The organism is Arthrobacter sp. NPDC093139, assembly GCF_044754165.1.
Taxonomy (GTDB): Bacteria; Actinomycetota; Actinomycetes; order Actinomycetales; family Micrococcaceae; genus Arthrobacter.
The window spans coordinates 12194-34885 of sequence record NZ_JBIVOO010000021.1 but is presented as its reverse complement, the minus strand read 5'-3'; the positions used below and the strand labels follow the sequence as shown (position 1 = coordinate 34885).

Genomic DNA, 22692 nt, shown 5'->3' with positions numbered 1-22692 from the left:
CCCCTGCCCCACCCGGATCTCGAGCCTTTCCGGCCACGCAGGCACCGGCAGCCGGCCCTTGACCTTCTCAGGGCTCGCGAGGAACATGTGTGGTGCCGGCAGGCTGGCCTCCCTGTGATGAGTCCAGCGCCGGCACCTGCTGAAGGAACTGATGGCATGCCAGGGTTCAGGCTTCCGGTCTCCATCCTGCGGTGCGTTGCGGCCATGTCCGCTGCCGCACTGGCCGCCTCCCTCGGCGGCTGCACTGCCGCGCCGGATCCGCCTGAGAAGCCATCAACTTCCGCCGGCGCTTTCCGGGACCTTGAACTGTTCGGCCGGACGATGATCGACGATGGGGCGCCGGCCGTTCTGATGCACGTGAAGAACAAGGGCGAAGAATGGTCCCGCGCGATCGGTGTCAGGAGCCTCAAGACCAAGGAGCCGGTGCAGCTCTCCGATCCCGTTCAGGTCGCCAGCGTGACGAAGTCCATGGTGGCCGTCACCGTCCTGAAGCTGGTGGAGGAGGGCAGGCTTCGCCTCGACGACACTGTCAGTGATCACCTGCCGGACCTTGCCCGCACGGTGAATCCGCCATTTCCCGTCACCGTGCGGGATCTGCTCAGCCATTCGTCCGGGATGCCGGATTATGCGGCGACATTGATCCAGTCCAAGCCGTTGAAGGAAGTGATCAACACCAGGCTCAGCCTGGCCCAGCGGCTTGCATGGGCCGGGAGGACGACGTGGGAGAAAAGGCTCGCCCAGGGGTTCGCTTATTCGGCATCGGATTACGTGGCGTTGGCGCTGCTGGTGGAGAGGCTCAGGAGACAGCCGATCGGTGACGTCATCACTGAGCAGATCACCGTCCCGCTGGGGATGACCGGGACTTACATGATCGGCGCCAGAACCGTGCCGGAAGCCATGGCCCACGGCTATCTGGTCATTGAGGACCAACGCGTGGACGTGACGTCCCCGGCAATTCTCATAGAATCCCCGTCCGCGGGCATGGTATCCACGGTGCAGGACATGAACACGTTTTATGCAGCCCTCATGCAGGGAAAGCTCCTGAAGCCCGCCACGCTGAAAGAGATGCAGACATCAAACACCGCCGGCTTCTATGGTCTCGGCCTGTGGATCTGGAACGACACCTGCACCAACGGCTTCGCCTACGGCCATCCGGGAGACCTCCTGGGCTACGGCACCGTCTCGATGACCAGCGCGGACGGAACCCGGCAGGTGACCGTGGCCCTCACCTATCCGCCGGCGCCCTTCCTGGAGGGAAGCAACCCACTGGTCCTGGAAATGATGGACGTCGCCGAACAGACATTGAACAGCTTGTGCTGACCGCGCCCCTTGCGTCACGAACAGCCTCACGCAAGCATGAGACCATGCTGACGATCGGAACAACTGTCCTCGGAGTCAACGACGTCGCCCGTGCCACCGCCTTCTGGTGTGATGCCCTCGGCTATGTCCCCCGGGAGGAGGGCGATGAAACCTGGGTGGTCCTGATACCGCAGAAAGGCGAAGGCGCCAGGCTCGCCCTCATGCTCAGCGAAACGCCCGTGCAGCAACACCCGCGCATCCATCTGGACCTCTATGCCGACAACCAGGCGGGCGAGGTGGAGCGGCTCCTGGGACTGGGGGCATCGCAGGTGGACTGGGATCTCTATCCGGAGGACCCCGATTTCATCGTCCTGGAAGACCCTGACGGGAACCGTTTCTGCGTCGTCGACGCCGCCGCCTGACCCGCGCCTCCATATAGCCGCCAGCCAATTAGCCGCCACCAATATAGCCGCCAACAAGGCCTGCCACGAAGGGCAGCCGAGAAGGAAGGGACAGACACCATGGAGTTCTCCCCGCGCACCGCCATTGTCACGGGCAGCGATTCTGGAATTGGCCGGGCCACGGCAGTGGCCCTCGCGAAAGCCGGACTCGACGTCGGCATTACCTGGCACTCGGACCAGGACGGCGCCGAAAAAACCGCGGACGAGGTCCGCGCCGCCGGCCGCAATGCCGTGGTCAGGCAGCTGGACACCACTGACCTGCTGGGCTGCGCCGGCGTCATCGACGGGCTTGCCGGGGAGCTGGGCGGCGTGGACGTATTCGTCAACAATTCCGGTACCGGTGACGGCAAAAAATTCCTCGAGCTGAACTACGAGACCTGGTCGAACACCATGGACACCAACCTGAACGGCGCCTTCCTCTGCATCCAGGCGGCCGCCAGGCGGATGGTCGACGCCGGACGGGGCGGCCGCATCGTGGCCGTCACCAGCGTCCACGAGACACAGCCGCGGGTGGGCTCCTCGGCCTATGACGCCTCCAAGCACGGCCTCGGCGGCCTGATCAAGACCATTGCACTGGAGCTTGCGGAATTCGGCATCACCGCCAATTCCGTGGCGCCGGGCGAAATTGCCACTCCCATGACGGGCCAGACCGATGAGGACCCCGCCACCAAGGACCGGCCCGGTGTTCCGCTGGGGCGGCCGGGCGACGCCCGGGAGGTCGCCGCCGTGATCGCGTTTCTCGCGTCCCCGGCGTCGAGCTACGTGACGGGGGCATCGTGGGCTGTCGACGGCGGGATGCTCCAGATGGGCCCGCAGGCAGGCTCCCACATCACAAGCAACGACTGGCGGGAGAACTAGTCCCCCGCCAGCCGCAATTCCGGACCCCTCTGCTGAAGCCCGGAGACTTCCGGTGCCCTAAGGCTGCAGGACGACCTTGATACAGCCGTCCTCTTTCTTCTGGAACTTCTCATACAGCGCGGGCGCCTCGGCCAGCCCCGCACGGTGGGTGACCAGATCCATGACACCCAGCGGATCGGCGTCGTCCTCCACCAGCGGAAGCAGCTCATGCGTCCAGCGGCGGACGTTGCACTGACCCATCCGAAGCTGGATCTGCTTGTCGAACATGGTGAGCAGCGGCATGGGGCTGGCCATGCCTCCGTACACGCCGCTCAGGGACACGGTTCCGCCACGGCGGACGGCGTCGATCGCGGCGTGCAGGGCCGCGAGCCGGTCCACACCGGCGGTTTCCATGGCCTTCTGCGCCAACTTGTCCGGCAGGAGACCCAACGCCTGGTGCGCGAACCCTGTCACGGGAGAACCGTGGGCTTCCATGCCGACGGCATCCACCACTGCATCAGGCCCGCGGCCACCGGTCCGTTCCCGCAGTTCATCGGCGATGCCCTTGGAGTAGTCCAGAACGTCAATGCCATGGCGGGCTGCCATCTCGCGGCGCTCCGGCACAGGATCCACCCCAATGACCCGCAGGCCCAGATGGTTCCCGACCCTCGCCGAGAACTGTCCGACTGGCCCGAGCCCGAAAACGGCGAGGGTCCCGCCGTCCGGAGCATCCGCGTACTTCACGGCCTGCCAGGCGGTGGGAAGGATGTCGGACAGAAACAGGTAGCGGTCATCCGGGAGCTCCTGGCCGACTTTGACCGGGCCATAGTCCGCAAACGGGACCCGCAGGTATTCCGCCTGGCCCCCCGGTACAGAGCCGTACAGTTCCGAATAGCCGAACAACGCGGCCCCTGTACCCTTTTCCTTTACCTGGGTCGTCTCACACTGTGACTGCAGCCCCTGGCTGCACATGTAGCAGCGCCCGCATGCGATGTTGAACGGAACCACCACGCGGTCGCCCTTGGTGAGTGAGGTGACGGCGCCGCCCACCTCCTCCACGATGCCCATGGGCTCATGGCCCAGAACGTCGCCCTTGTGCATGTAGGGTCCCAGCACCTCATAGAGGTGGAGATCCGAACCGCAGATTGCGGTGGACGTGATCCTGATGATGGCGTCCGTGGGCTCCTGGATCACGGGATCAGGAACTTCTTTCACGCTCACCGAGCGTTTGCCTTGCCAGGTCAGTGCCTTCATGGGTCCCTTCCTTCAGCCGCAAAACGAGTACTTCCGAACAGCAGGGGCCATCCTGCCCGCAGCGAAGATCAGCATGCTTATCAATTGTGCCGCACAGCCAAGGTAGCATTCCGGCACCCCAGGGTAAAAGGTAAGCCCGCTTCGCTTTTCCCTTGTTTCAGCCAGCGAAGGCTCCTAGCGTAGGAACTGTCCGCGCCCCCAAGGAAAGGCATCATGATGACGCTGTACCAGCCCGAACCCGTGGAGATTTCTACCCGGATGCGTCCCGGCGAGTGGACCGAGTCCAGCCTTGAGGAGCTGGTCACCACATACCGCGCGAGGATCCTCGCCATGGGAGCCAAGGTTCCGGAGGTGGTTACGCAAGTTACCAGGAACGACGACGGATCGGTTGCTGTGACGGTGACGTGGAACAAGGGCGACTATGCCGATGAGCCGGCATCAGAACGCCCGGCATCCGGGGAGGCCGCCGCCGGATCAACCGCCTTGTGAGGCTGCCTTAGCCGGCAAGAAGCTTCCCGATGGCACTGTCCCTCAGGCCATCCAGCAGTTCGCGGGGCCCGGAGTACACCTCGACGGCCCCCGCCTCCAGCAGTTCCGCCTCACTCGTGCCGCCGCAGGTCACCCCGATGGTGGGGATGCCGAGCCTGGCCGCGGCATAGACATCCCACACGGCATCACCCACATAGACGGAGTCCGGGGCTTCGATACCAACGGCACGCAATGCCGCGACGAGTATATCCGGCTCAGGCTTGCTCTCCTTGGCATCCGCGGCGCTCGTCGCCGCATCGATGAAGGAATCGGCGGCCAGGCTCGCGCGGAGGGCTTTGAGATCCTGCTCCCTGGCCGAGGAAGCAAGTGCCACCGCCAACCCGCTTTCACGGCACTGCACCAACAGATCCCGCGCACCTTCCAACGGCCTCAGGGCCGGCCAGTAGGTGCCGAATATTCCCGAGTGGGCAGCGAGGACATCCTCATCGACTGACTTGTCACGCCCTTCCGGCAGCAGGTGGTCCACCAGCCGCGCGCCGCCCATCCCCACACAGCGGTGTATCCGGGCCATCGGCACGTCGAAGCCGGACTGGCGGAACGCCTGCCACCAGGCGAGCGTATGGAGGTAGGCGGAGTCGACCAGGGTCCCGTCGACGTCAAACAGGACTCCCTTCCGGCGCGAGCCTGCGGCACGGCGGTTCAGCACCCCCGGCCTCAGCGTTCCGCCTCGGAGGATTCAGGGGAAAGAAGTGCCGACCGCTCCACAGCATCCCGGCTGTTGTCGCGGATCAGCCCCATCCCGGCAATTTCCCGGGCACGGGCAACGCCGGCCACGGCCGCCCGCTTGGTGGGGAAGGTGACAGACACTGCCATCAGCGCGCCAGCGCCGTCCAGCAGCCGGATCCGGTAACCCCCGTCAGGGGCATCCACCAGCTCGAAGTATCCAGACATCCCAGCACTCCTCCTCCTTCACCAGTCGGACAGGTCTTAGTAAGTATACTTACTGCTCTGGCGAATGAAGAGACCTCGGGCAAGTAGCGGTAGCTACGACGCAGTTCCTGCCCGGAGAGGCTTGTTGCTGCGCCCTGTCCCGTGCTGTTGCAGTTCCAGGGCGCTGGTCACCAGGGCGAAATGGCTGAAGGCCTGCGGCGTGTTTCCCAGGTGCCGGCCACTCTGGACTCCCCACTCCTCGCTCAGCAGGCCCACGTCGTTGCGCAGCGCCAGGAGGCGCTCAAACAGTTCGGTCGCCGGCCGGTGGCGGCCTGCGCCGAGGAGCGCTTCCACCAGCCAGAAGGAGCAGGCCAGGAAGACGCCCTCGCCACCGGGGAGGCCGTCGTCACTGATTTCAGGCCGGTACCGGAGCAGAAAACCGTCCTCTGTCAGCTCGCGCTGAATGGCGTCGATGGTGCCGATCACGCGCGGATCGTCAGGCGGCAGGAACCCCACACGCGGGATGAGAAGCAGGCTGGCATCCAGTTCGGGGCGGCCATAGGACTGGGTGAAGGTGTTGCGGTCAGCGTCAAAGCCCTGGGTCATGACTTCCTTCCGGATCGTGTCCCGCAGCGCCTCCCAACGGGCCGCGGGCCCCGGCAACCCGGAATCCCGTACGCCCTTGACCATCCGGTCCGCAGCAACCCAGGCCATGACCTTCGAGTGCGTGAAATGGCGCCTCGGTCCGCGCATTTCCCAGAGCCCGTTGTCCGGCCGGTTCCAGACACCTTCCAGGTACTCCATCAGCGCAACCTGGACGTCCCAGGCCTCGTCCGGATGGGTGAGCAGGGAATTACGGGTAAGCGACAGGCAATCCAGCACCTCGCCCCAGACGTCCAGTTGCAGCTGTCCGGCCGCGCCGTTGCCGATCCGCACCGGGGACGAGTCCTCGTAGCCCGCCAGCCACGGGAGCTCCATCTCGGGCAGCCGGCGCTCGCCGTGGATGCCGTACATGATTTGCAGGTCCGCGGGATCGCCCGCGACGGCCCGCAGCAGCCAGTCCCGCCACGCGGCGGCCTCCGCGGTATAACCGACGGCCAGCAGCGACTGCAGCGTCAGGGTGGCGTCACGGAGCCAGCAGTAACGGTAGTCCCAGTTCCGCGGTCCACCCAGCTGTTCGGGCAGGGACGTGGTCACGGCGGCCACGATGCCGCCGGTGGGGGCATACGTGAGGGCCTTGAGCGTGATGAGCGAGCGCTCCACCGCGTCCTTGTACGGCCCTGTTACCTTGCCCTGCCCGGACCAGTCCAGCCAAAACTTCTCGGTGGACTCCAGGACAACTTCGGCGTCCACGGACCGCGGCCGGCGGACATGGCTGGGCGCCCACGTCAGTACAAAGGGCACGCGTTCACCGGCCTTCACAGTGAAGTCACTGACCGTGTGCATGTGTTCCCCCCGGAGCGGCGCGTTCGTCGCCAGGTAGGCGGAATCCGGCCCGGCGATCGCGTGCAGTCCGCGGCTGTCGCGGCGCACCCAGGGCATGATGTGGCCATAGTCGAAACGCAGGGCCAGCTCGCCCCGCATCCTGACTTGGCCGTGAAGGCCAACGACAATCCGTACGATGTCCGCCACTTGGTCACGGGGAGGCATGAAGTCGATCACCCGGACGGCCCCATCGTCCGTCTCCCATTCCGTTTCCAGGATCAGGGTATGTCTGCGGTAGCGCCGGCTGGTGCACTCCGCCGCGCCCGCCGGAGCAAGCCTCCAGCGTCCGGACTCGGGCGTGTCCAGCAAGGCATTAAAGCAGGCCGGCGAATCGAAGCGCGGCAGGCACAGCCAATCAATGGAACCTTCAGTGCTGATCAGGGCCGCTGTGTGCAGGTCACCCACTACCGCATAATCCTCGATGCGTACCATGCCCTTACAGTGCCACAGCTGGAACGTCCGCACGAGAGCAACCCGGGTGTAGCCTGAAGTGTGGGCGGTGCAACTGCCACGAACCATGACTTTTGGACATGTCCATCCGGCCAGCCACACCGGTGGACAGGGCAGAACAGGAGCCTCCTTTGGATAGTCGTCTGAACGAGACTGACGTGACGGGATACGTCCAGGACCTCCTGCTGGACACCCAAGACGTCGAAGATTTCCTCAACGAGCTGGCCCGCTACTCGGCCGAACAATTGTCTGGAGGCCACGGCCAGCTGTATTGCGGCATCACGCTCCTGCGAAACCGCAGTGCCGGCACGGTGGCCAGCAGCAGCGACGAGGCGCGCGCGGTTGACGAAATCCAGTACCAATTCAAGGACGGGCCCTGCCTCCGGTCGTGCCGGGAAGGCATCATGGTCCACGTTCCTGATTTTGAACTGGACACCACATTTCCCGAATACAACCAAACTGTCCTCAAAGCCGGCATCCGCTCCGTTCTTGCTGTGCCGTTCGACCTGCCCAAGGGCAGCGCCCGTGCCGGTCTCAACCTGTATTCCGACATGCCCAATGCCTTCGACGAGGATGCCGTGGAGCGCGCCGTCAGCTACGTCCGCCAGGCCTCGAAGGGCCTGCGCCTCGCCATCCGGATAGCCCAGCACAGCGACGCGGCCTCGAACCTGAAAGCGGCGATGGAGTCACGCACCATCATCGATACCGCGGTGGGCATCATCATCGCGCAGAACCGCTGCAGCCAGGAAGAGGCCATCGGGCTGATCAAGTCCGCCTCCAGCAGCCGCAACACGAAACTCCGCGATGTGGCTGCCGCGATCGTGGAGTCGGCCGGCGGAGGACGCCTGAGCACGCACTTCGAGTAATCACATGTCCGTGCATATCGGCACCTCGGGGTGGAGTTACGACCACTGGGAAAACGTGATCTACCCTCCGGGGCTTCCCGCACGCGACAGGCTGCAGCATTATGTCGCGAGATTCAGCACGGTGGAGCTGAACGCCAGCTTCTACCGCTGGCCGCGGGACACGTCCTTTGCGAGCTGGCGGCGGCGGCTTCCCGACGGTTTCGCCCTGTCCGTCAAGGCCCCGCGCGGCCTCACTCACGGCAAGAAACTCTACGGCCCGGAAGTCTGGATCGAGAGGATTTCCCGGTGCTGGCACGAACTTGGCGACAAGCGCGCCGTCCTGCTGGTCCAGCTCCCGCCGGACCTGGCGCGCGACGACGGCCGGCTGGATTACTTCCTCGCTGCCCTGCCCACCTGGATCCGGGTGAGCGTCGAGTTCCGCCACCCAAGTTGGGACCACCCGGACGTCTACCGCCTGCTGGAGCGCCACGCCGCGGCCTACTGCGTGATGAGCGGGGCCAACCTGCCGTGCATCCTGAGAGCCACGGCTCCCTTCGTCTATGTCAGGCTGCACGGTCCGGACCACGAGCACCTGTACGGCGGCTCGTACTCCGACGAGGACCTGCGGTGGTGGGCGGACCGGATCCGTGAGTGGCGCGGCGCGGGCAAGGATGTATACGCCTATTTCAATAACGACGGCGGCGGCAACGCGGTGCGGAACGCCGACACTTTGCGGTGGCTGCTGGGGGACGGCTGACTGCCGCTGGAAGGGCGAAACCGGCCGGGCCAGGTAACAGAGGCAGGTAACGGCCCGCGGGACCGTGGCCTGTGGCAGAGTGAAGGCATGGACATGGCGTCACAGGAATCTTCTTTGTCCGGTACTCAGGTTTTCCGCCTGGCCCACCGGCTCTCCAACGCGATCAACAACGCCCGGCTGAAGCTGGCCAGGCGTTGGAAGTTCGAACCTAAAACCATCGCTTACCAGGGCTACGGTTCCACCGAGTGGGTCCGGATCCTGGGCAGGGTGGTGCTGGCCAGCAAGCCCGCCCCCGGCAGCCGGGCCGACCACGCGGCAAAAAACGGGACCCAGAACATCCGGGGCTGGCGCGCGTTCACCAGCGTTCCCGTCCCGGGGTCCGAGGTGGAAATTGAGATCGGCGGCACCGTGACGAAGGTCCGGGCGGACCGGGGCGGGCTCATCGACATTGATGTCCAGGTCTCCCTTTCCCCGGGCTGGCACACGGCTGTGCTGCGGTCCGAAGGCACCGAACCGGCAGAGGCCAGCATTTTCGTCATCGGTCCGGAGACAACGTTCGGCATCGTCTCTGACATTGACGACACAGTCATGGTCACGGCTCTGCCAAGGCCCTTCCTTGCCCTGTGGAACACGTTCGTGTTGAGTGAGCGGGCACGGATGGCCACTCCGGGTATGGCGGTGCTGCTGGACCGGCTGACGGTGGAACACCCCGATGCCCCAGTGATTTACCTGTCCACCGGGCCATGGAACGCCGCCCCGACCCTTGGCAGGTTCCTCTCGCGCAACATGTATCCCTCTGGCGCGCTCGTGCTCACGGACTGGGGACTCACCCAGGACCGGTGGTTCCGCAGCGGCCAGGACCACAAGCGCCAAAACCTGGAGCGCCTCGCCGCTGAATTCCCGAACATGCGCTGGCTGCTCATCGGGGACAACGGCCAGCATGACGAGCAGATCTACTCCGCCTTTACCCGGGAACATTCGGACAAGGTGGCCGCAATCGCCATCCGGCAGCTCTCCGTCAGCGAGTCGGTCCTTGCCGGCGGGCATTCGGAAAACGGAGACCACAGCGCCTCCTCCGTACCTTGGATCTACTCGCCCGACGGCGCCGGCATTGCACGGAAGCTCAAGGAACTAGAACTGATCTGAGCTGAACCGGAAGGTCAGCTCCCCAAAGGCGACGCCTCGCCGTCGGACACTGCGCGTTCCGCGCCGTCGGGAACGACGCCCTCCGGGACACCGCCCTCCCCGACGGCGCCCTCGGGAACGGCGCCTTCAACGGCAGCGGCGACGGCGACTCCTGCGGCAGCGACCAACGTCCGTTCCTCCAGGAGTTCCTGGAACCAGTAGTAGGACGCCTTGGGCGTCCGCTCGAGCGTCTCGAAGTTCACGTGCACCAGCCCGAACGGCTGGTTGTAGCCGCCGGACCACTCAAAATTGTCCAGCAGGGACCACACATAGTAGCCGCGAAGATCCACCGACTCGGCCTCACCGCCGGGGGCCGTGGCACGGAGCGCGGTGCCGAGGTGGTCCGACAGGTACCGCAGGCGGCGTTCGTCAGGGATGAAGCTGCGGTTCGTGGACTTGTCACGGACGATGATGTCCTCGAAGCTGGCCCCGCCCTCGGTGATGATGACCGGCGGAAGGTTCGGATACCGCTCGGCCATCTCCTTGAGGGCGACGGCCATGTAGGCAGGCTTGACGGGCCACCCGTAGGCCGTGGTCTCGGTGTCCGGCCAAGGTTCGATATGCAGCGGCGCGCCCGGTGTGGTGGCGCTGAGATCGTCCCCGATGGCTTCCGCCATGGCCGCCGGCACAGGACTGTCGCCCCCGCCGGCCGCCACTCTTGTGGGCATGTAGTAGTTGAGCCCATAGAAATCCAGTGGCTGCGAAATGATGGCCATGTCCTCGTCGGGATGCTCAAAGGACGAAAAGAACTTCCCGAGGCGGACAAGGTCGGGATACTTCCCGGCAAGGACGGGGTCGGCGTAGAGGCGGTTCTGGGCCACGTCCATGGCGCCGGCGCTCAGCCTGTCCAGTGGGTTGGCGGAGTTCGGCACCATTGGGGAGTACACATTCGACATGCCGATCTCCCCCGGCACTTTGGCCGCCCGCAGCGCTTGGACCGCCAGACCGTGACCAAGCAGCTGGTGGTGGACCGAGGGCAGCCCGTTCGCGAAGTCTGCCTTCCCCGGTGAGTGCAGGCCCAACGCATAACCGTTCGTGGTGACCGTGGCGGGTTCGTTGATGGTAACCCAGCGGGCCACGCGATCCCCATAGGCTGCTGCGGCAATGGCGGCGAATTCTGCCAAGCGGTAGGCAGTGTCCCTGTTGAGCCATCCGCCCGCCTCGTCCAGCTGCAGCGGCGTGTCCCAGTGGTACAGGGTCACCATGGGAGATATGCCGTTCGCCAGGAGTTCGTCGAGCAGCCGGTCGTAGAAGTCCAGGCCGGCCCTGTTCACGGGTCCGCTGCCTCCTGGCTGGATCCGGGGCCAGGAGAGCGAAAACCGGTACGAGTCGACGCCCAGCTCCTTCATGAGCGCCACGTCCTGCGGCATCCGGTGATAGTGGTCGCACGCCACGGCCGGGCTGTGGCCGTCCACAATGGCGCCGGGCTTGGCTGCGAAGACGTCCCAGCCTGCCTTCCCCCGGCCGTCCACGTCAACGGCGCCCTCAATCTGGAATGCGGCGGTGGCTACTCCAAGGGTGAAGCCCGGCGGAATCTTCGCGGCCAACTCTTTGGCGGAGGCATGCATGGTCGGACCTCTGTTTTGTTCGGAATGGGCAGAAGAACAGTTTGCCTGAAACGCTCAGGACAGCAGGCCCTCCCCTTGGATCACTGCCCGCGCCGCATCGCTGACGCTGAAGCTGTAAAACGAACCCCTTGGCGAGAACATGGCCCTCTCTTCCGTCGGCACTTGCGATGCCTTCCAGAATGTCACAGGCCGAGCCACCTGGCGAGAGCAGGATGACACGGGCAGCACGACGGCGGCGTGCACCGGATAGTGCGCACGCCCAGGCGCCTAGTGCATCACCGCTGGGCCGAACAGGAAATCCTTCGCGTGGGCGACGGCCTTCTTGAAGGCGTCGTTCCTCAGGGCCAGCAGATGTTCGGAACTGTCCTCACCCGGTTCCAGGTAGCCCGTGAAGCCCGGGCGGAGCACCCAGATATCCCCTCCCGGCGGCAGGTAGAAGACCCCGAACGATCGGTGCTGGCGGTCGTCATCGGCCCAGATGGGCACCACGGCGAGCGCAGCCCCGGTGGCCGGGTTGATCCACTGCGCGCGCGGAAGCGGCTCTTCATGTGCCTCCGGATCCAGGAAGGGCGCGGTGTTCTTGCCCCAGCGTTCTTCAAACCGCTCATGAAAGGCAGGGATCAGGTGGGAGTCGTATCGGCGCCAATCGCTCATCGTCTTCGCTTTCCTCCGGGGTCGAAACGGATGGTGGCCCAGGGCCCGCTTTCCCACCTGACGGGCGTTGCGCGCAGGGGTGGATCCTCATGGCGGATGTGCCGCACGGGAACCTCGCGGGAATGGTCTTTGGACTGGCCGTCCCGGGGACCGGCCGCAGCAGCCCCTTGTTCGTTCCTGACAATGTCGCGTTCGTTCCTCAGAACGTCGCGCTCGTTCCTCAGAACCGCGCGGTCGTATGCGCGGCGCTGTTTCGGGTCACGGAGCACCGCGAAGGCCTGCATGATGAGCTGCAGTTCGGCGGGTGCTGCTGTGGGATTGGCCAAGTCCGGGTGGTGCGTTCGCAGAAGGGACCGGTAGGCGCGCGCTATTTCCCGCTGTGTCGCCGTCCGCGGCACATGCAGGGCCGCGTAGTGATCGGGAAAATTGCCCGGCATTGTCCCTCCCCTGGTGAATCCGCAGGAGGCGCTGGCTCAGCGGCGGACCAGCTGGCCCGTCAAGGACCAGGAACGGCCTCCGGCCTGGTGCCGGCCGCATGGAGCCGGCACCCTTGAAGCCGGAAGCCTCCCCGGCAGCATCACGTGATTGCCTGCCAAGCGACGTGATTGCCTTGCCAAGCGCCGTCCGACCTAGGTTCCGATCTCGTGGAGTTCGCCCTTGCGCTCGATTTCAATCTTGCGAGGCTTGGCCTGTTCCGCCACGGGGATTCGAAGCGTCAGCACGCCGGCGTCGTAGCTCGCCTTGATGTTCTCCGTGTCGAGAGTGTCTGCGAGGATCAGTTGGCGGCTGAAAACTCCGCGTGGCCGCTCGGCCACCACCAGCTCCACATTGGGCTGCGTGGGGTCCTGGCGTTCTGCCCTGACGGTAAGGACGTTCCGCTCCACGTTGAGGTCCACCTTCTCGGGCAGTACGCCTGGAAGATCAAAGGCCACCACGAACTCCCCGTCCTCCTGCCAGGCATCCATCGGCATAGCGGCCGGGCGGGCCGCGGTTCCGAAGACCTGTTGGGTGAGCCTGTCCAGCTCACGGAACGGGTCGGTACGGATGAGCATCATTTCCCACTCCTTAAGCACATATGTAATGTCACGGTAACCCACCTTCATCTATGGTGGTGGATATAGATTTTTTATAGCACTGGTGTCAAACTGGTGCAAGAGGAAGTCCAAATTATTCTCAACCGAGGAAACACCGTGGCAGATCAAGACGAGGGCAGGGGCCTTTACGCAATTTCCGTGGTGGCCGATCTGCTCGGAACGGGGCAACAAAACATCCGGCTGTACGAGCGGCGCGGATTGCTGACGCCGGGACGGACCTCCGGGGGAACGCGGCAATACAGCGACTCAGACCTGGCGGTACTCCGTCGGATCGGTGAGCTCTTGGATGAAGGGCTCAACCTGGCAGGAGTGGCGAAAGTACTGGAACTCGAGGTGGACAACGCCAGGCTCCGCCGGCAGCTTGAACGCGCCCGTGCACGCAACTCCCGGCAGCCGGAAGGCTAGTCCCCGCTGCGACGCCCCGGCCTCACATCCGCCCACCGGCCAACAGGAAGGATTCTTCCAGCAGTTCGGCGAGTTCGCCGCCGTCGAGCCGTGAAAGCCGGACCAGGACCAACTGTGGCGACCGCTCATGGTGCGGCGTCCAGAAATAGGTATCTGGATCGGTGCCGGCCAATGCCTCGCGTTCCCCGGTCTTGACCGTCAGCACGCCCTCGTCCCACATACGGGCCATCAGTGATTTTGCGAACCAGGCGGGCTGGTTCCAGCTGCTGCGCTCAGTGACTCCCGGCAGGGTGAGGCAGATCCGGCGGACATCGTCTTCAGTGGCCATGCCCCACTCTGGCACCGGCCGGCGGCCTCCGCAATCGCCGGCGCTGGTGAAGCCGGCCTTAGTCCGCCGGGGAATCAGCCTTGGATAATTCACCTGTCACCGCTTCGCCGGGCACCCTGGCGGTCCGCCACGTGTCCACGGCAATCACGGCCCCGAGCACCACGAGGGACAGGGACACCGAGGCCACAGCGTCGCTCACCCAGTGGTAGCCCAGGTAGAGCCTGCTGAGGGCAGCCAAGATCACACCAATGACCGCGAAGACAAAACCGACGACGGTGACTGCCGGGCGCCGGTGGCGGGAAAAGACCAGGAAAGCGGTTACGAGCAGGAAGTCCGAGGCGCCGAGCACGTGCCCGGACGGAAAGGAGAATGTATGGTCGGCTCCGAACAGCATGAGATCGACGGGTGGACGGGCGCGTTCGACGGCATGCCCGATGAGTTGGGCGAGTACAACGCCCGTCACCATTGCTGCCGCAAGCAGGACAGGCCGCCAGGCGTGTTTGGCCAGGATTCCCCATACCAGAGTGACCACCAGCACAATGATCGGCAGCGCTACGGGACCGAAGACAACCGCCAGGATGATCATGCCAACCGTCAGCGCTTCCGAGCGCGTGGTGAGCAGCCATCTACGGGCAGACTCATCGGCGGCGGCCAGGCCGTCCTGCTGAAGCACATCCGTCAGCGTCAGGAAGAAGACGAGGGCACCCGCTGCGGCGAGGACAACTGCGGTGACATACAGCGCCTTGCGCGCTCCCGCGTCCACGTAGCGTTCCTCGACCACGAACTTGTCATGGAATACCCGCCACCACCCCGCCTTGCCTGCTGATTCGTCTGCCACGTGGAATCCCGCCTGTGCGCCGATGGAATGAAGCGATTTCTGTGTTGAAGATTATCTCCTGCGTGACCGGACACCGGGGCGTGCCTAGGCCCTTACGAAGCCGGCCTGCCGCTGTTACCGTGGTTTTTCCAGCCACACGAGGATCAGGAGACGACATGAGCACCGAAAACACTGAAACCGGCGGCACCGTTCCAGGTTCGGAAAACGGCGTTGGGCTCGGCGCCGGCGAGCCCAACACGTTTGAGCCGGAGGAGGGGACCGAGGCCAAGGACAATTCGGCGCGCGGAGAAACGTCGGTTGCCACGGCCGAGGACACTCCTGACGTCGAAGAAACCCCGGTGGAAACAACAGAGCCCAGCTGACTCCGACGCAGCCCGGACGCGTCCGGGAGCCCTGTCCCGGAAGGCCCCCGCGGTGGATAATTGGACACACACTGGAGTGGCAACGGGGCTACGGAGGATTCCATGAGGATCGTCGGAACGCTAGTGATCATCTGGCTCATCATCGGCGTCTTCGCCGCATTCCAGCGAGGATATTTCGGCGGTTCGCCGGACTCGTGCACCGAGGCCGGGACTGTGGCGATCACCATCGCCGCGGGGCCGCTGAATTATATGGGGGTCAACCCCAAGATGGCCTGCGAGGTTCCGCAGCCTTCCCAGTAGCCAGGGTCACGCGCGTTCACGTGGGGTTCACGCGCGTGACGTCGGCTGTCAAAACGGAGTGGCTACGTTCGTGCCATGGACATTTCGCGCAGATCTCTCATCACCGCCGGCCTGGGTGCCAGCCTGGTCATCGCCCTGCCGGGTACTGCCGTCGCCGACCAGCGGAACTCGGAGGCAAGCCTCCCGGGCGATCCGTTCACCCTTGGCATCGCCTCCGGCGACCCGTGGCCTGACGGCTTTGTCATCTGGACCCGCCTCGCCCTGAGCCCGCTGGCAGAGGACGGCCTTGGCGGCATGCCGTCGCGCACCGTTGGCGTGGCATGGGAAGTCGCCGAGGACCCCGCCATGAAATGGGTGGTCCAGCGTGGCGTGGAGCGGGCGGTTCCTGAGAGTGCCCACTCGGTGCACGTCGAACTGCGCGGGTTGAAGCCGGGCCGCGAGTATTTCTACCGCTTCCGCGCGGGCCGCCACATCAGCCCTGTTGGCCGCACACTGACCAGCCCGGCCTGGTATGAGACGCCGGCGGCGCTGGCCATGTCCTTCGCCAGCTGCGCGCAATACGAGCACGGCTTTTTCACCGCCTACCGCCGCCTCGCGGAAGACCAGCCGGATCTGGTCCTCCACCTGGGCGACTACCAGTACGAATACAAGAAAGACTCCTACGTGGCGGGCGGCGGAAACGTCCGCGACCATGAGGGCCCGGAGACTGTGACACTGGAGAACTACCGCCAGCGCCACGCGCAGTACAAGGCCGACGCCGACCTCCAGGCGGCCCACGCCGCGGCACCCTGGCTGGTGGTCTGGGATGACCATGAAGTGGACAACAACTGGGCGGACGAGGTGCCGGAGAATGCGGACCCCGCACAGCTTAACGACTCGGCCGCCAACTTCCGCACCCGTAGGGCCGCCGCCTTCAAGGCCTACTACGAGAACATGCCGCTGCGTGCACCGTCTGTTCCGTCGGGCCCCGACATGAAAATCTACCGCTCGGTCCAGTGGGGCCAGCTGGCAAACTTCCACATGATGGACACCCGCCAGTACCGCGATGACCAGCTGGCTGGGGACGGCTGGCGGAAAAACGTCGGCGGGCGCCTGGCGGAGAACAGGACCATCACGGGCGCCGCGCAGGAGCAGTGGCTGCTGGACGGGTTCCGGAAGTCCACGGCACGCTGGGACATCCTGGGCCAGCAGGTCTTCTTCGCCGAGCGCGACCGCAACAAGGCGGCGGACATCGATGACATGTCAATGGACGGCTGGGACGGCTATGCCGCCTCACGCCGCCGGATCACGCAAGGCTGGGTGGACGCCAAGGTGCGCAACGCCGTCGTACTTACCGGCGACGTCCACCGTAACTGGGCCAGCGACGTCAAGGTGGACTTCAAGGATCCGGACGCGCCAGTGGTGGGTTCGGAACTGGTATGCACCTCCATCACGTCCAACGGGAACGGAACCGGATCAGTCAAGGATCCGACCATGGCGTGGAATCCGCATCTGAAGTTCTACAACGACCAGCGGGGATACGTCCGGACCAGGATTACCAAGGACTCCCTGACTGCTGACTACCGGGTGCTGGAGTACGTAACCGCAGCGGGTTCGCCGGTCAGCACGAAGGCAACCTTCGGCATCGAGGACGGCGTTCCGGGACTGCAGCGGCGCGGCTAGGGCCCCGCGGGCGCCAACCCCTCACTCCGCCGCCGGGCAGCAACACTGCCCGGCGGTTTCGCCCGCCACACCGAAGAGGCAAAACCCCCGCACACTCTGGTAAACATGTGAGTTGACCCACAATAACGTGTGAGCTATTCTCGTAATTGTTAGCGCTCACAAGAGTGACAACAGGCTCAAGAAATTGAGCAGCAGCTTCAAGGAATTGAAAGGGGCGGCACAGACGCCGCCCCGACCGCAAAGCCCACTGGTGTACGGGCCTCAGGATCGCGCAGCCGACCGGAGCCCAATGCCGGTCCCGTCGGAAGGCGCAGATGCCTCCCGGCTCAGCAGCAATTCGCGGCCCGAGTCAGCCGCGGAAGGAGAAGATCGTGCGTTTCAAAAAACTCCTGGGAGCCCTCGCCGTGGTCCTGGCCGTGACGGTCGGGGCCACCGGCTGCGGCAGCCGGCCCGGCTCCACGGCACCTGCCGCCAGCACCGATGCTGCCGGCTCCCTCGTGGGCATTTCGATGCCGACACAGACGTCCGAGCGGTGGATTGCCGACGGCGGCAATGTCGAAAAGTCTCTGAAGGAACTCGGATACAAGACGGATCTGCAGTTCGCCAACGACGACATCCCCACGCAGGTGTCCCAGATTGAGAACATGCTCACCAAGGGCGCCAAGGCCCTGATTATCGCCGCGATCGACGGCACCACGCTGACCGATGTCCTGGCCAAGGCCAAGGAGCAGAACGTCAAGGTCATCGCCTACGACCGGCTGATCAACGGCACGCCTAACGTGGACTTCTACACGACCTTTGACAACTACACCGTGGGCGTCCAGCAGGCCACCTCCCTTCTGACGGGCCTGGGTCTTCTGGATGCGGGCGGAAAGAAGGTGGACGGCAAGGGCCCGTTTAACGTGGAACTGTTCGCAGGCAGCCCGGACGACAACAACGCGAACTTTTTCTGGACCGGAGCCATGGACACGCTGAAGCCGTTCATGGACGCCGGCACCCTAAAGGTGCCCAGCGGCCAGACCAAGTTCGAGCAGGCCGCCATCCTCCGCTGGCAGGCACCGGTGGCGCAGAAGCGCATGGAGGACATCCTCACCTCCGCCTACAGTTCCGGCAAGAAGCTCGACGGCGTGCTGTCGCCTTACGATGGCCTGTCCATCGGCATCATCTCCGCGCTGACCAGCACCGGCGGCTACTCCAAGGGCAGCCTTCCGATCGTGACGGGCCAGGATGCAGAGAAGGGCTCGGTGAAGTCCATCATCGCCGGGGAACAGTACTCCACGATCTTCAAGGACACCCGCAAGCTCGGCGAGCAGGCAGTGAAGATGGTCGATGCAGTCCTGAAGGGCCAGCAGCCCGAAACCAATGACACCAAGACCTACAACAACAAGGTCAAGGTAGTCCCGGCCTACCTGCTTGAGTCCGTGATCATCACCAAGGACAACTACAAGCAGGAACTCATCGACTCCGGCTACTACACAGACGCCGACATCAAGTAGGCGCCGTGAAGGGCGCGGCCCGGCATCCGGCCGGGCCGCGCCGTCCCCGGGCCCTGCACCCGCAGGTCCCGGCACCCCACCAGCCAGCGGGAAAGCACCATGAACGTACCCATCCTTCAAATGCGGGGAATCACCAAGACCTTCCCCGGCGTCAAGGCCCTCCAGGACGTCACCCTGGACGTGAACCGCGGCGAGGTCCATGCGATCTGCGGCGAAAACGGAGCCGGCAAATCCACCCTGATGAAAGTGCTCTCCGGCGTGTACGCCCACAACACCTTCGAGGGGGACATCCTCTTCGAGAACGAACCGTGCGAGTTCTCCAGCATCACCGACAGCGAGAAGCGCGGGATCGTGATCATCCATCAGGAGCTGGCCCTGAGCCCGTACCTGTCGATCGCGGAGAACATCTTCCTGGGCAACGAACTGGCCTCCCGCGGCTGGGTGAACTGGCGCCAGACCAACCTTGAGGCGGCCAAGCTGCTTGCCCGGGTGGGACTCAGCGAAAACCCTGTGACGCCGATCCAGCACATCAGCGTCGGCAAGCAGCAGCTGGTGGAGATCGCCAAGGCCCTCTCGAAGGAAGTCAAGCTGCTCATCCTGGACGAGCCGACCGCGGCGCTGAACGATGAGGACTCCGACCACCTCCTGGATCTCATCCTGCATTTGAAGGGCCAAGGCGTGACGAGCATCATCATCAGCCACAAGCTCAACGAAATCCGCAAGGTGGCCGACGCCGTCACCATCATCCGCGACGGCAAATCCATCGAGACCCTGCGCGTTGACCAGGGCCAGATCACTCAGGAGCGGATCATCCGCGGCATGGTGGGCCGGGACCTCGACAGCCTGTACCCCGAACGCACCCCATCGATCGGCGAGGAAGTCCTCCGCATCGAAGACTGGACCGTCCAGCACCCGCAGGACCACACCCGCACTGTGGTCCACAACGCCAGCCTCAACGTCCGCAAGGGTGAAGTCGTAGGACTGGCCGGGCTCATGGGCGCCGGGCGCACCGAACTGGCCATGAGCGTGTTCGGCCGGACATACGGACACGCCGTCTCAGGCAAGGTCTTCAAGTACGGCCGGGAGATCAACACCTCCACCGTGCCCGAAGCCATCAGGCACGGCATCGCCTACGCCACCGAAGACCGCAAGCACTACGGCCTGAACCTCATCGAGGACATCCAGCGGAACATCTCCATGGCCGCCCTCGGGAAGCTCGCCAAACGCGGCTGGGTGGACAAGAACGAAGAAACCACGGTGGCTAACCGCTACCGGAAGAGCATGAACATCAAGGCACCCTCGGTCGCGGCCATCACCGGAAAACTCTCCGGCGGCAACCAGCAAAAGGTGGTCCTGAGCAAATGGATGTTCTCGGACCCCGATGTGCTGATCCTCGACGAGCCCACCCGCGGCAGCGATGTCGGCGCCAAGTTTGAGATCTACACGATCATCGCCGAACTGGCCGCCCAAGGGAAAGCCGTTATCGTGATCTCGTCCGAGCTCCCGGAGCTCCTGGGCATCTGCGACCGGATCTACACCCTGTCCGCAGGCCACGTCACCGGCGAGGTCCCCATCGCAGAGGCCTCCCAGGAAACACTCATGCACTACATGACCCAAGAGAAGGAATAACGGACATGTCCGCCCTACGAGAATCCCTCGGCTTCCTGGCAAGCCGCCTCCGCCAGGTCGGCATCTTCGTCGCCCTGATCCTCATTGTCATCCTGTTCCAGGTCCTCACCGACGGCATCCTGCTGCAGCCCCAGAACGTCACCAACCTCGTGGTCCAGAACAGCTACATCCTGATCCTGGCAATCGGCATGGTCATGGTCATCATCGCCGGGCACATCGACCTGTCCGTCGGCTCCATCGCGGGCTTCATCGGCGCTGTGTCGGGTGTGATGATCGTCCACTGGGGATGGGCCTGGTGGATCGCGATCCCCGCTTGCCTGCTCGTCGGCGCACTCGTGGGCGCCTGGCAGGGGTACTGGATCGCCTATGTCGGGATACCCGCGTTCATCGTCACCCTCGCCGGGATGCTCATCTTCCGCGGGCTGACCCTCATCACCCTGAAGAACCAACAGATCACGCCGTTCCCTGACGAGCTGCGCGCCCTGGGCGGCGGCTTCCTCCCCGACATTTCGGGCGGCACCTCCATGCTCGAGTGGCTCACCGTGATCCTCGGCGTGGGAGGTACCGCAGCCATCCTCTTCCAGGCCATCAAGGAGCGCCGGGTCCGCCGCAGGTTCAACCTCGAAAACGAACCCATGGCCTGGTTCGCCATCAAGACAGCATTCATCGCCTTGCTGATGCTCAGCATCACGTTCCTGCTGGCGAGCTACCGCGGTACCCCGATCGTCCTCATCGTCCTCGCAGTCCTGGTCATCGCCTACTCCGCCCTGATGAGCAACAGCATCTTCGGCCGGCACACCTACGCCATCGGCGGGAACCTGCACGCAGCCGAACTCTCCGGCATCAAGACCAAGGCCGTGACGTTCCGGCTCTTCGTGAACATGGGCGTCCTCGCCGCGCTGGCCGGCCTGGTCTTCACGGCACGCCTGAACTCTGCCCAGCCCGCCGGCGGCACGGGCTTCGAGCTGGACTCCATCGCCGCGGCCTTCATCGGCGGGGCAGCGGTCCAGGGCGGCATCGGCACTGTGGCAGGAGCCATGGTGGGCGGCCTGATCATGGGCGTCCTCAACAACGGCATGTCCATCCTCGGCCTTGGAACCGACTACCAGCAGCTCATCAAGGGCCTGGTGCTCCTGCTCGCAGTCGGCTTCGACATCTTCAACAAGAACCGCAGCGGCGGCAGCGGATCTACCATCGGCAAGCGGTTCAAGTGGAAGACAACCCCGCCCGCCGCCGTCGAGAAAGCCCAGGAGCCCAAGTCTTCCAGCAAGGCATCCGTGCCTGTAGCCTCGGTCTCCCACCCGGCGCAGGCCGAGAACCACTGACCGGGCGACCCCACCCAACTACGCAGTAGCTCGCGCGCTTCTGAAGTCTCGGAAGCGCGCGAGCTGCTGGCGTGTTGCGCCCAGGGGTCACCAGTCTGGATTCTGTTCCGCGTTCCGTCAGTCTTCCGTGGGCGTGGTGCGGTTGGAGTGGTAGTTGCGCCAGCTGTGCTCCGGCGCGAATCCGAGGAGCCGCTTGGCCTTGTCGATGGAGAGCATGCTCTCGTGCTCCCCCAGCTCCTTGGTCACGCGAACACCGGGGAACACTTCCGCGGCAAGGCTGGCGCTGGAGCGGCTCATCACCGTGTCCTCGTTGGCGATGATGAACGCCTCGAACCCGGGCTTGCCGTTCTCCAGTGCGCGCGCCACAGCCTGCGCACCATCGCGGCCGTCGATGTAGCCCCAGAGGTTCCACTTACGCAGCGTGGCATCGGAATCGAAGGAGGGGAAATCCTCGTAGTCCTCGGGGTCCATGACGTTGGAAAAGCGCAAGCCGGTGATGCTGAGCTCCGGGTCCCACCGCGTCATTTCGATGGCCATCTGCTCCTCCAGGTGCTTCACCAGCGAGTAGGTGCTTTCCGGCCGTGCCGGGTACTCCTCGTCCACCGGGATGTAGGGAGGATCGACGTCGAACGGCAGTCCCAGCACCGTCTCACTGGAGGCGTACACCACCTTTTTGATGCCGGCCCGGCGGGCCGCCTGGAACACGTTGTATGTGGAGAGCATGTTGTTTTCGAACGTGGCGGCATCCGGCACAAGTCCGGGCGCAGGAATGGCAGCAAGGTGGACGATCGCGTCGAAGCCCTGGTGCCGGTCATCCAGGCCAAGGACAACATCCAGGACCTGGCCATAGTTCCGCAAGTCCACGATGGCCAGGGCCGGACTTCTCTCGCCCGTCCGGTCCAGGTTCAGGACCGCATGGCCGTCCTCCGTCAGCCTGCGGACAACGCTGCGCCCCAGTTTTCCGCTTCCGCCTGTCACAGCAATTCTCATGGTGGTCTCCTCGGGTTCGTTCTTCCCCAGCCTAGGCGGGAGGATGCGC

At 64.6% G+C, this 22692-nt stretch carries 25 protein-coding genes; 14 read left to right on the top strand and 11 right to left on the bottom strand.

Annotation, left to right across the window (positions count from 1 at the left end; translation table 11 throughout):
• Positions 1–156: 156 nt before the first annotated feature.
• The 3 genes from ACIP90_RS20830 (at position 157) to ACIP90_RS20820 (ending at position 2618) form a co-directional block, all read left to right on the top strand.
• Complete coding sequence (locus tag ACIP90_RS20830) at positions 157–1320, top strand: serine hydrolase domain-containing protein (protein WP_400581621.1); 1164 nt, start codon at positions 157–159, stop codon at positions 1318–1320.
• Positions 1321–1364: 44 nt separating this feature from the next.
• The gene (locus ACIP90_RS20825; protein WP_400581619.1) at positions 1365–1721 is read left to right on the top strand and encodes a VOC family protein; all 357 of its coding nucleotides are present in this window, start codon (positions 1365–1367) and stop codon (positions 1719–1721) included.
• A 99-nt stretch (positions 1722–1820) separates the two neighbouring features.
• Positions 1821–2618 (top strand): SDR family oxidoreductase, encoded by a 798-nt coding sequence (locus tag ACIP90_RS20820; RefSeq protein WP_400581618.1) that lies wholly within the window; start codon positions 1821–1823, stop codon positions 2616–2618.
• A gap of 57 nt (positions 2619–2675) precedes the next feature.
• On the opposite strand, the gene ACIP90_RS20815 is transcribed toward ACIP90_RS20820, so the two are convergent.
• Positions 2676–3851, bottom strand: coding sequence for a zinc-dependent alcohol dehydrogenase (locus ACIP90_RS20815; RefSeq protein ID WP_400581617.1), 1176 nt, complete (start codon positions 3849–3851; stop codon positions 2676–2678).
• Positions 3852–4064: 213 nt separating this feature from the next.
• On the opposite strand from ACIP90_RS20815, the gene ACIP90_RS20810 reads away from it, so the two are divergent.
• The gene (locus ACIP90_RS20810; protein WP_400581616.1) at positions 4065–4340 is read left to right on the top strand and encodes a hypothetical protein; all 276 of its coding nucleotides are present in this window, start codon (positions 4065–4067) and stop codon (positions 4338–4340) included.
• A 7-nt stretch (positions 4341–4347) separates the two neighbouring features.
• Here ACIP90_RS20810 and ACIP90_RS20805 read toward each other — a convergent pair whose 3' ends face one another.
• From ACIP90_RS20805 to ACIP90_RS20795, 3 genes are all read right to left on the bottom strand, one after another.
• Positions 4348–5043, bottom strand: a complete 696-nt coding sequence (locus ACIP90_RS20805; RefSeq protein ID WP_400581645.1) for an HAD family hydrolase — start codon at positions 5041–5043, stop codon at positions 4348–4350.
• 11 nt (positions 5044–5054) lie between these two features.
• The gene (locus tag ACIP90_RS20800) at positions 5055–5291 is read right to left on the bottom strand and encodes a DUF1508 domain-containing protein (RefSeq protein WP_400581615.1); all 237 of its coding nucleotides are present in this window, start codon (positions 5289–5291) and stop codon (positions 5055–5057) included.
• A gap of 93 nt (positions 5292–5384) precedes the next feature.
• A complete protein-coding gene (locus tag ACIP90_RS20795) occupies positions 5385–7187 on the bottom strand; it encodes a glycoside hydrolase family 15 protein (protein ID WP_400581613.1) in 1803 nt (600 codons plus the stop codon).
• Positions 7188–7336: 149 nt separating this feature from the next.
• Between ACIP90_RS20795 and ACIP90_RS20790 the strand changes: the two genes are divergently transcribed.
• The 3 genes from ACIP90_RS20790 (at position 7337) to ACIP90_RS20780 (ending at position 9953) form a co-directional block, all read left to right on the top strand.
• A complete protein-coding gene (locus tag ACIP90_RS20790) occupies positions 7337–8071 on the top strand; it encodes a GAF and ANTAR domain-containing protein (RefSeq protein ID WP_400581612.1) in 735 nt (244 codons plus the stop codon).
• A 4-nt stretch (positions 8072–8075) separates the two neighbouring features.
• Positions 8076–8807, top strand: coding sequence for a DUF72 domain-containing protein (locus tag ACIP90_RS20785; RefSeq protein ID WP_400581611.1), 732 nt, complete (start codon positions 8076–8078; stop codon positions 8805–8807).
• Between the two features lie 87 nt (positions 8808–8894).
• Entirely contained in the window at positions 8895–9953 is a 1059-nt protein-coding gene (locus tag ACIP90_RS20780) for an App1 family protein (RefSeq protein WP_400581610.1), read from the top strand.
• Positions 9954–9967: 14 nt separating this feature from the next.
• Here ACIP90_RS20780 and ACIP90_RS20775 read toward each other — a convergent pair whose 3' ends face one another.
• The 4 genes from ACIP90_RS20775 to ACIP90_RS20760 all read right to left on the bottom strand — a co-directional run bounded on the left by ACIP90_RS20775 (position 9968) and on the right by ACIP90_RS20760 (position 13266).
• Positions 9968–11560, bottom strand: coding sequence for a GH1 family beta-glucosidase (locus ACIP90_RS20775; protein ID WP_400581609.1), 1593 nt, complete (start codon positions 11558–11560; stop codon positions 9968–9970).
• A gap of 267 nt (positions 11561–11827) precedes the next feature.
• Complete coding sequence (locus ACIP90_RS20770; protein ID WP_400581608.1) at positions 11828–12214, bottom strand: hypothetical protein; 387 nt, start codon at positions 12212–12214, stop codon at positions 11828–11830.
• Positions 12211–12651 (bottom strand): J domain-containing protein, encoded by a 441-nt coding sequence (locus tag ACIP90_RS20765; protein WP_400581607.1) that lies wholly within the window; start codon positions 12649–12651, stop codon positions 12211–12213. The genes ACIP90_RS20770 and ACIP90_RS20765 overlap by 4 nt, the downstream gene beginning before the upstream one ends.
• A gap of 192 nt (positions 12652–12843) precedes the next feature.
• Positions 12844–13266 carry an Hsp20/alpha crystallin family protein gene (locus ACIP90_RS20760; protein ID WP_400581644.1) on the bottom strand — a complete coding sequence of 141 codons (423 nt, stop codon included), beginning with the start codon at positions 13264–13266 and terminating at the stop codon, positions 12844–12846.
• A 138-nt stretch (positions 13267–13404) separates the two neighbouring features.
• Between ACIP90_RS20760 and ACIP90_RS20755 the strand changes: the two genes are divergently transcribed.
• The gene (locus ACIP90_RS20755; RefSeq protein WP_400581606.1) at positions 13405–13713 is read left to right on the top strand and encodes a MerR family transcriptional regulator; all 309 of its coding nucleotides are present in this window, start codon (positions 13405–13407) and stop codon (positions 13711–13713) included.
• Between the two features lie 22 nt (positions 13714–13735).
• Here ACIP90_RS20755 and ACIP90_RS20750 read toward each other — a convergent pair whose 3' ends face one another.
• Positions 13736–14041, bottom strand: coding sequence for an MmcQ/YjbR family DNA-binding protein (locus ACIP90_RS20750; RefSeq protein ID WP_400581605.1), 306 nt, complete (start codon positions 14039–14041; stop codon positions 13736–13738).
• A gap of 58 nt (positions 14042–14099) precedes the next feature.
• The gene (locus ACIP90_RS20745; RefSeq protein WP_400581604.1) at positions 14100–14879 is read right to left on the bottom strand and encodes a phosphatase PAP2 family protein; all 780 of its coding nucleotides are present in this window, start codon (positions 14877–14879) and stop codon (positions 14100–14102) included.
• 155 nt (positions 14880–15034) lie between these two features.
• Between ACIP90_RS20745 and ACIP90_RS20740 the strand changes: the two genes are divergently transcribed.
• The 6 genes from ACIP90_RS20740 to mmsB all read left to right on the top strand — a co-directional run bounded on the left by ACIP90_RS20740 (position 15035) and on the right by mmsB (position 21653).
• Entirely contained in the window at positions 15035–15241 is a 207-nt protein-coding gene (locus ACIP90_RS20740) for a hypothetical protein (protein ID WP_400581603.1), read from the top strand.
• A 102-nt stretch (positions 15242–15343) separates the two neighbouring features.
• Positions 15344–15541, top strand: coding sequence for a hypothetical protein (locus ACIP90_RS20735; RefSeq protein WP_400581601.1), 198 nt, complete (start codon positions 15344–15346; stop codon positions 15539–15541).
• A gap of 75 nt (positions 15542–15616) precedes the next feature.
• Positions 15617–17203 carry an alkaline phosphatase D family protein gene (locus tag ACIP90_RS20730; protein WP_400581600.1) on the top strand — a complete coding sequence of 529 codons (1587 nt, stop codon included), beginning with the start codon at positions 15617–15619 and terminating at the stop codon, positions 17201–17203.
• A gap of 371 nt (positions 17204–17574) precedes the next feature.
• The gene (chvE, locus tag ACIP90_RS20725; RefSeq protein ID WP_400581599.1) at positions 17575–18699 is read left to right on the top strand and encodes a multiple monosaccharide ABC transporter substrate-binding protein; all 1125 of its coding nucleotides are present in this window, start codon (positions 17575–17577) and stop codon (positions 18697–18699) included.
• A 99-nt stretch (positions 18700–18798) separates the two neighbouring features.
• Positions 18799–20328 carry a multiple monosaccharide ABC transporter ATP-binding protein gene (gene mmsA, locus ACIP90_RS20720; RefSeq protein WP_400581598.1) on the top strand — a complete coding sequence of 510 codons (1530 nt, stop codon included), beginning with the start codon at positions 18799–18801 and terminating at the stop codon, positions 20326–20328.
• 5 nt (positions 20329–20333) lie between these two features.
• A complete protein-coding gene (gene mmsB / locus ACIP90_RS20715; RefSeq protein WP_400581597.1) occupies positions 20334–21653 on the top strand; it encodes a multiple monosaccharide ABC transporter permease in 1320 nt (439 codons plus the stop codon).
• A gap of 117 nt (positions 21654–21770) precedes the next feature.
• Here mmsB and ACIP90_RS20710 read toward each other — a convergent pair whose 3' ends face one another.
• Positions 21771–22643, bottom strand: a complete 873-nt coding sequence (locus ACIP90_RS20710; protein WP_400581596.1) for an NAD-dependent epimerase/dehydratase family protein — start codon at positions 22641–22643, stop codon at positions 21771–21773.
• Positions 22644–22692 lie beyond the last annotated feature (49 nt).

Bases quoted from the DNA above. Each gene is read 5' to 3' on its own strand.
- ACIP90_RS20730 (WP_400581600.1), top strand. From the start codon at position 15,617: ATGGACATTTCGCGCAGATCTCTCATCACCGCCGGCCTGGGTGCCAGC.
- ACIP90_RS20750 (WP_400581605.1), bottom strand. From the start codon at position 14,041: ATGGCCACTGAAGACGATGTCCGCCGGATCTGCCTCACCCTGCCGGGA.
- ACIP90_RS20770 (WP_400581608.1), bottom strand. From the start codon at position 12,214: ATGAGCGATTGGCGCCGATACGACTCCCACCTGATCCCTGCCTTTCAT.
- ACIP90_RS20815 (WP_400581617.1), bottom strand. From the start codon at position 3,851: ATGAAGGCACTGACCTGGCAAGGCAAACGCTCGGTGAGCGTGAAAGAA.
- mmsA (WP_400581598.1), top strand. From the start codon at position 18,799: ATGAACGTACCCATCCTTCAAATGCGGGGAATCACCAAGACCTTCCCC.
- ACIP90_RS20785 (WP_400581611.1), top strand. From the start codon at position 8,076: ATGTCCGTGCATATCGGCACCTCGGGGTGGAGTTACGACCACTGGGAA.
- ACIP90_RS20795 (WP_400581613.1), bottom strand. From the start codon at position 7,187: ATGGTACGCATCGAGGATTATGCGGTAGTGGGTGACCTGCACACAGCG.
- ACIP90_RS20800 (WP_400581615.1), bottom strand. From the start codon at position 5,291: ATGTCTGGATACTTCGAGCTGGTGGATGCCCCTGACGGGGGTTACCGG.
- ACIP90_RS20775 (WP_400581609.1), bottom strand. From the start codon at position 11,560: ATGCATGCCTCCGCCAAAGAGTTGGCCGCGAAGATTCCGCCGGGCTTC.
- ACIP90_RS20710 (WP_400581596.1), bottom strand. From the start codon at position 22,643: ATGAGAATTGCTGTGACAGGCGGAAGCGGAAAACTGGGGCGCAGCGTT.
- ACIP90_RS20735 (WP_400581601.1), top strand. From the start codon at position 15,344: ATGAGGATCGTCGGAACGCTAGTGATCATCTGGCTCATCATCGGCGTC.
- ACIP90_RS20810 (WP_400581616.1), top strand. From the start codon at position 4,065: ATGATGACGCTGTACCAGCCCGAACCCGTGGAGATTTCTACCCGGATG.
- ACIP90_RS20760 (WP_400581644.1), bottom strand. From the start codon at position 13,266: ATGCTCATCCGTACCGACCCGTTCCGTGAGCTGGACAGGCTCACCCAA.
- ACIP90_RS20830 (WP_400581621.1), top strand. From the start codon at position 157: ATGCCAGGGTTCAGGCTTCCGGTCTCCATCCTGCGGTGCGTTGCGGCC.
- mmsB (WP_400581597.1), top strand. From the start codon at position 20,334: ATGTCCGCCCTACGAGAATCCCTCGGCTTCCTGGCAAGCCGCCTCCGC.
- ACIP90_RS20765 (WP_400581607.1), bottom strand. From the start codon at position 12,651: ATGCCGGGCAATTTTCCCGATCACTACGCGGCCCTGCATGTGCCGCGG.
- ACIP90_RS20780 (WP_400581610.1), top strand. From the start codon at position 8,895: ATGGACATGGCGTCACAGGAATCTTCTTTGTCCGGTACTCAGGTTTTC.
- ACIP90_RS20740 (WP_400581603.1), top strand. From the start codon at position 15,035: ATGAGCACCGAAAACACTGAAACCGGCGGCACCGTTCCAGGTTCGGAA.
- ACIP90_RS20820 (WP_400581618.1), top strand. From the start codon at position 1,821: ATGGAGTTCTCCCCGCGCACCGCCATTGTCACGGGCAGCGATTCTGGA.
- ACIP90_RS20825 (WP_400581619.1), top strand. From the start codon at position 1,365: ATGCTGACGATCGGAACAACTGTCCTCGGAGTCAACGACGTCGCCCGT.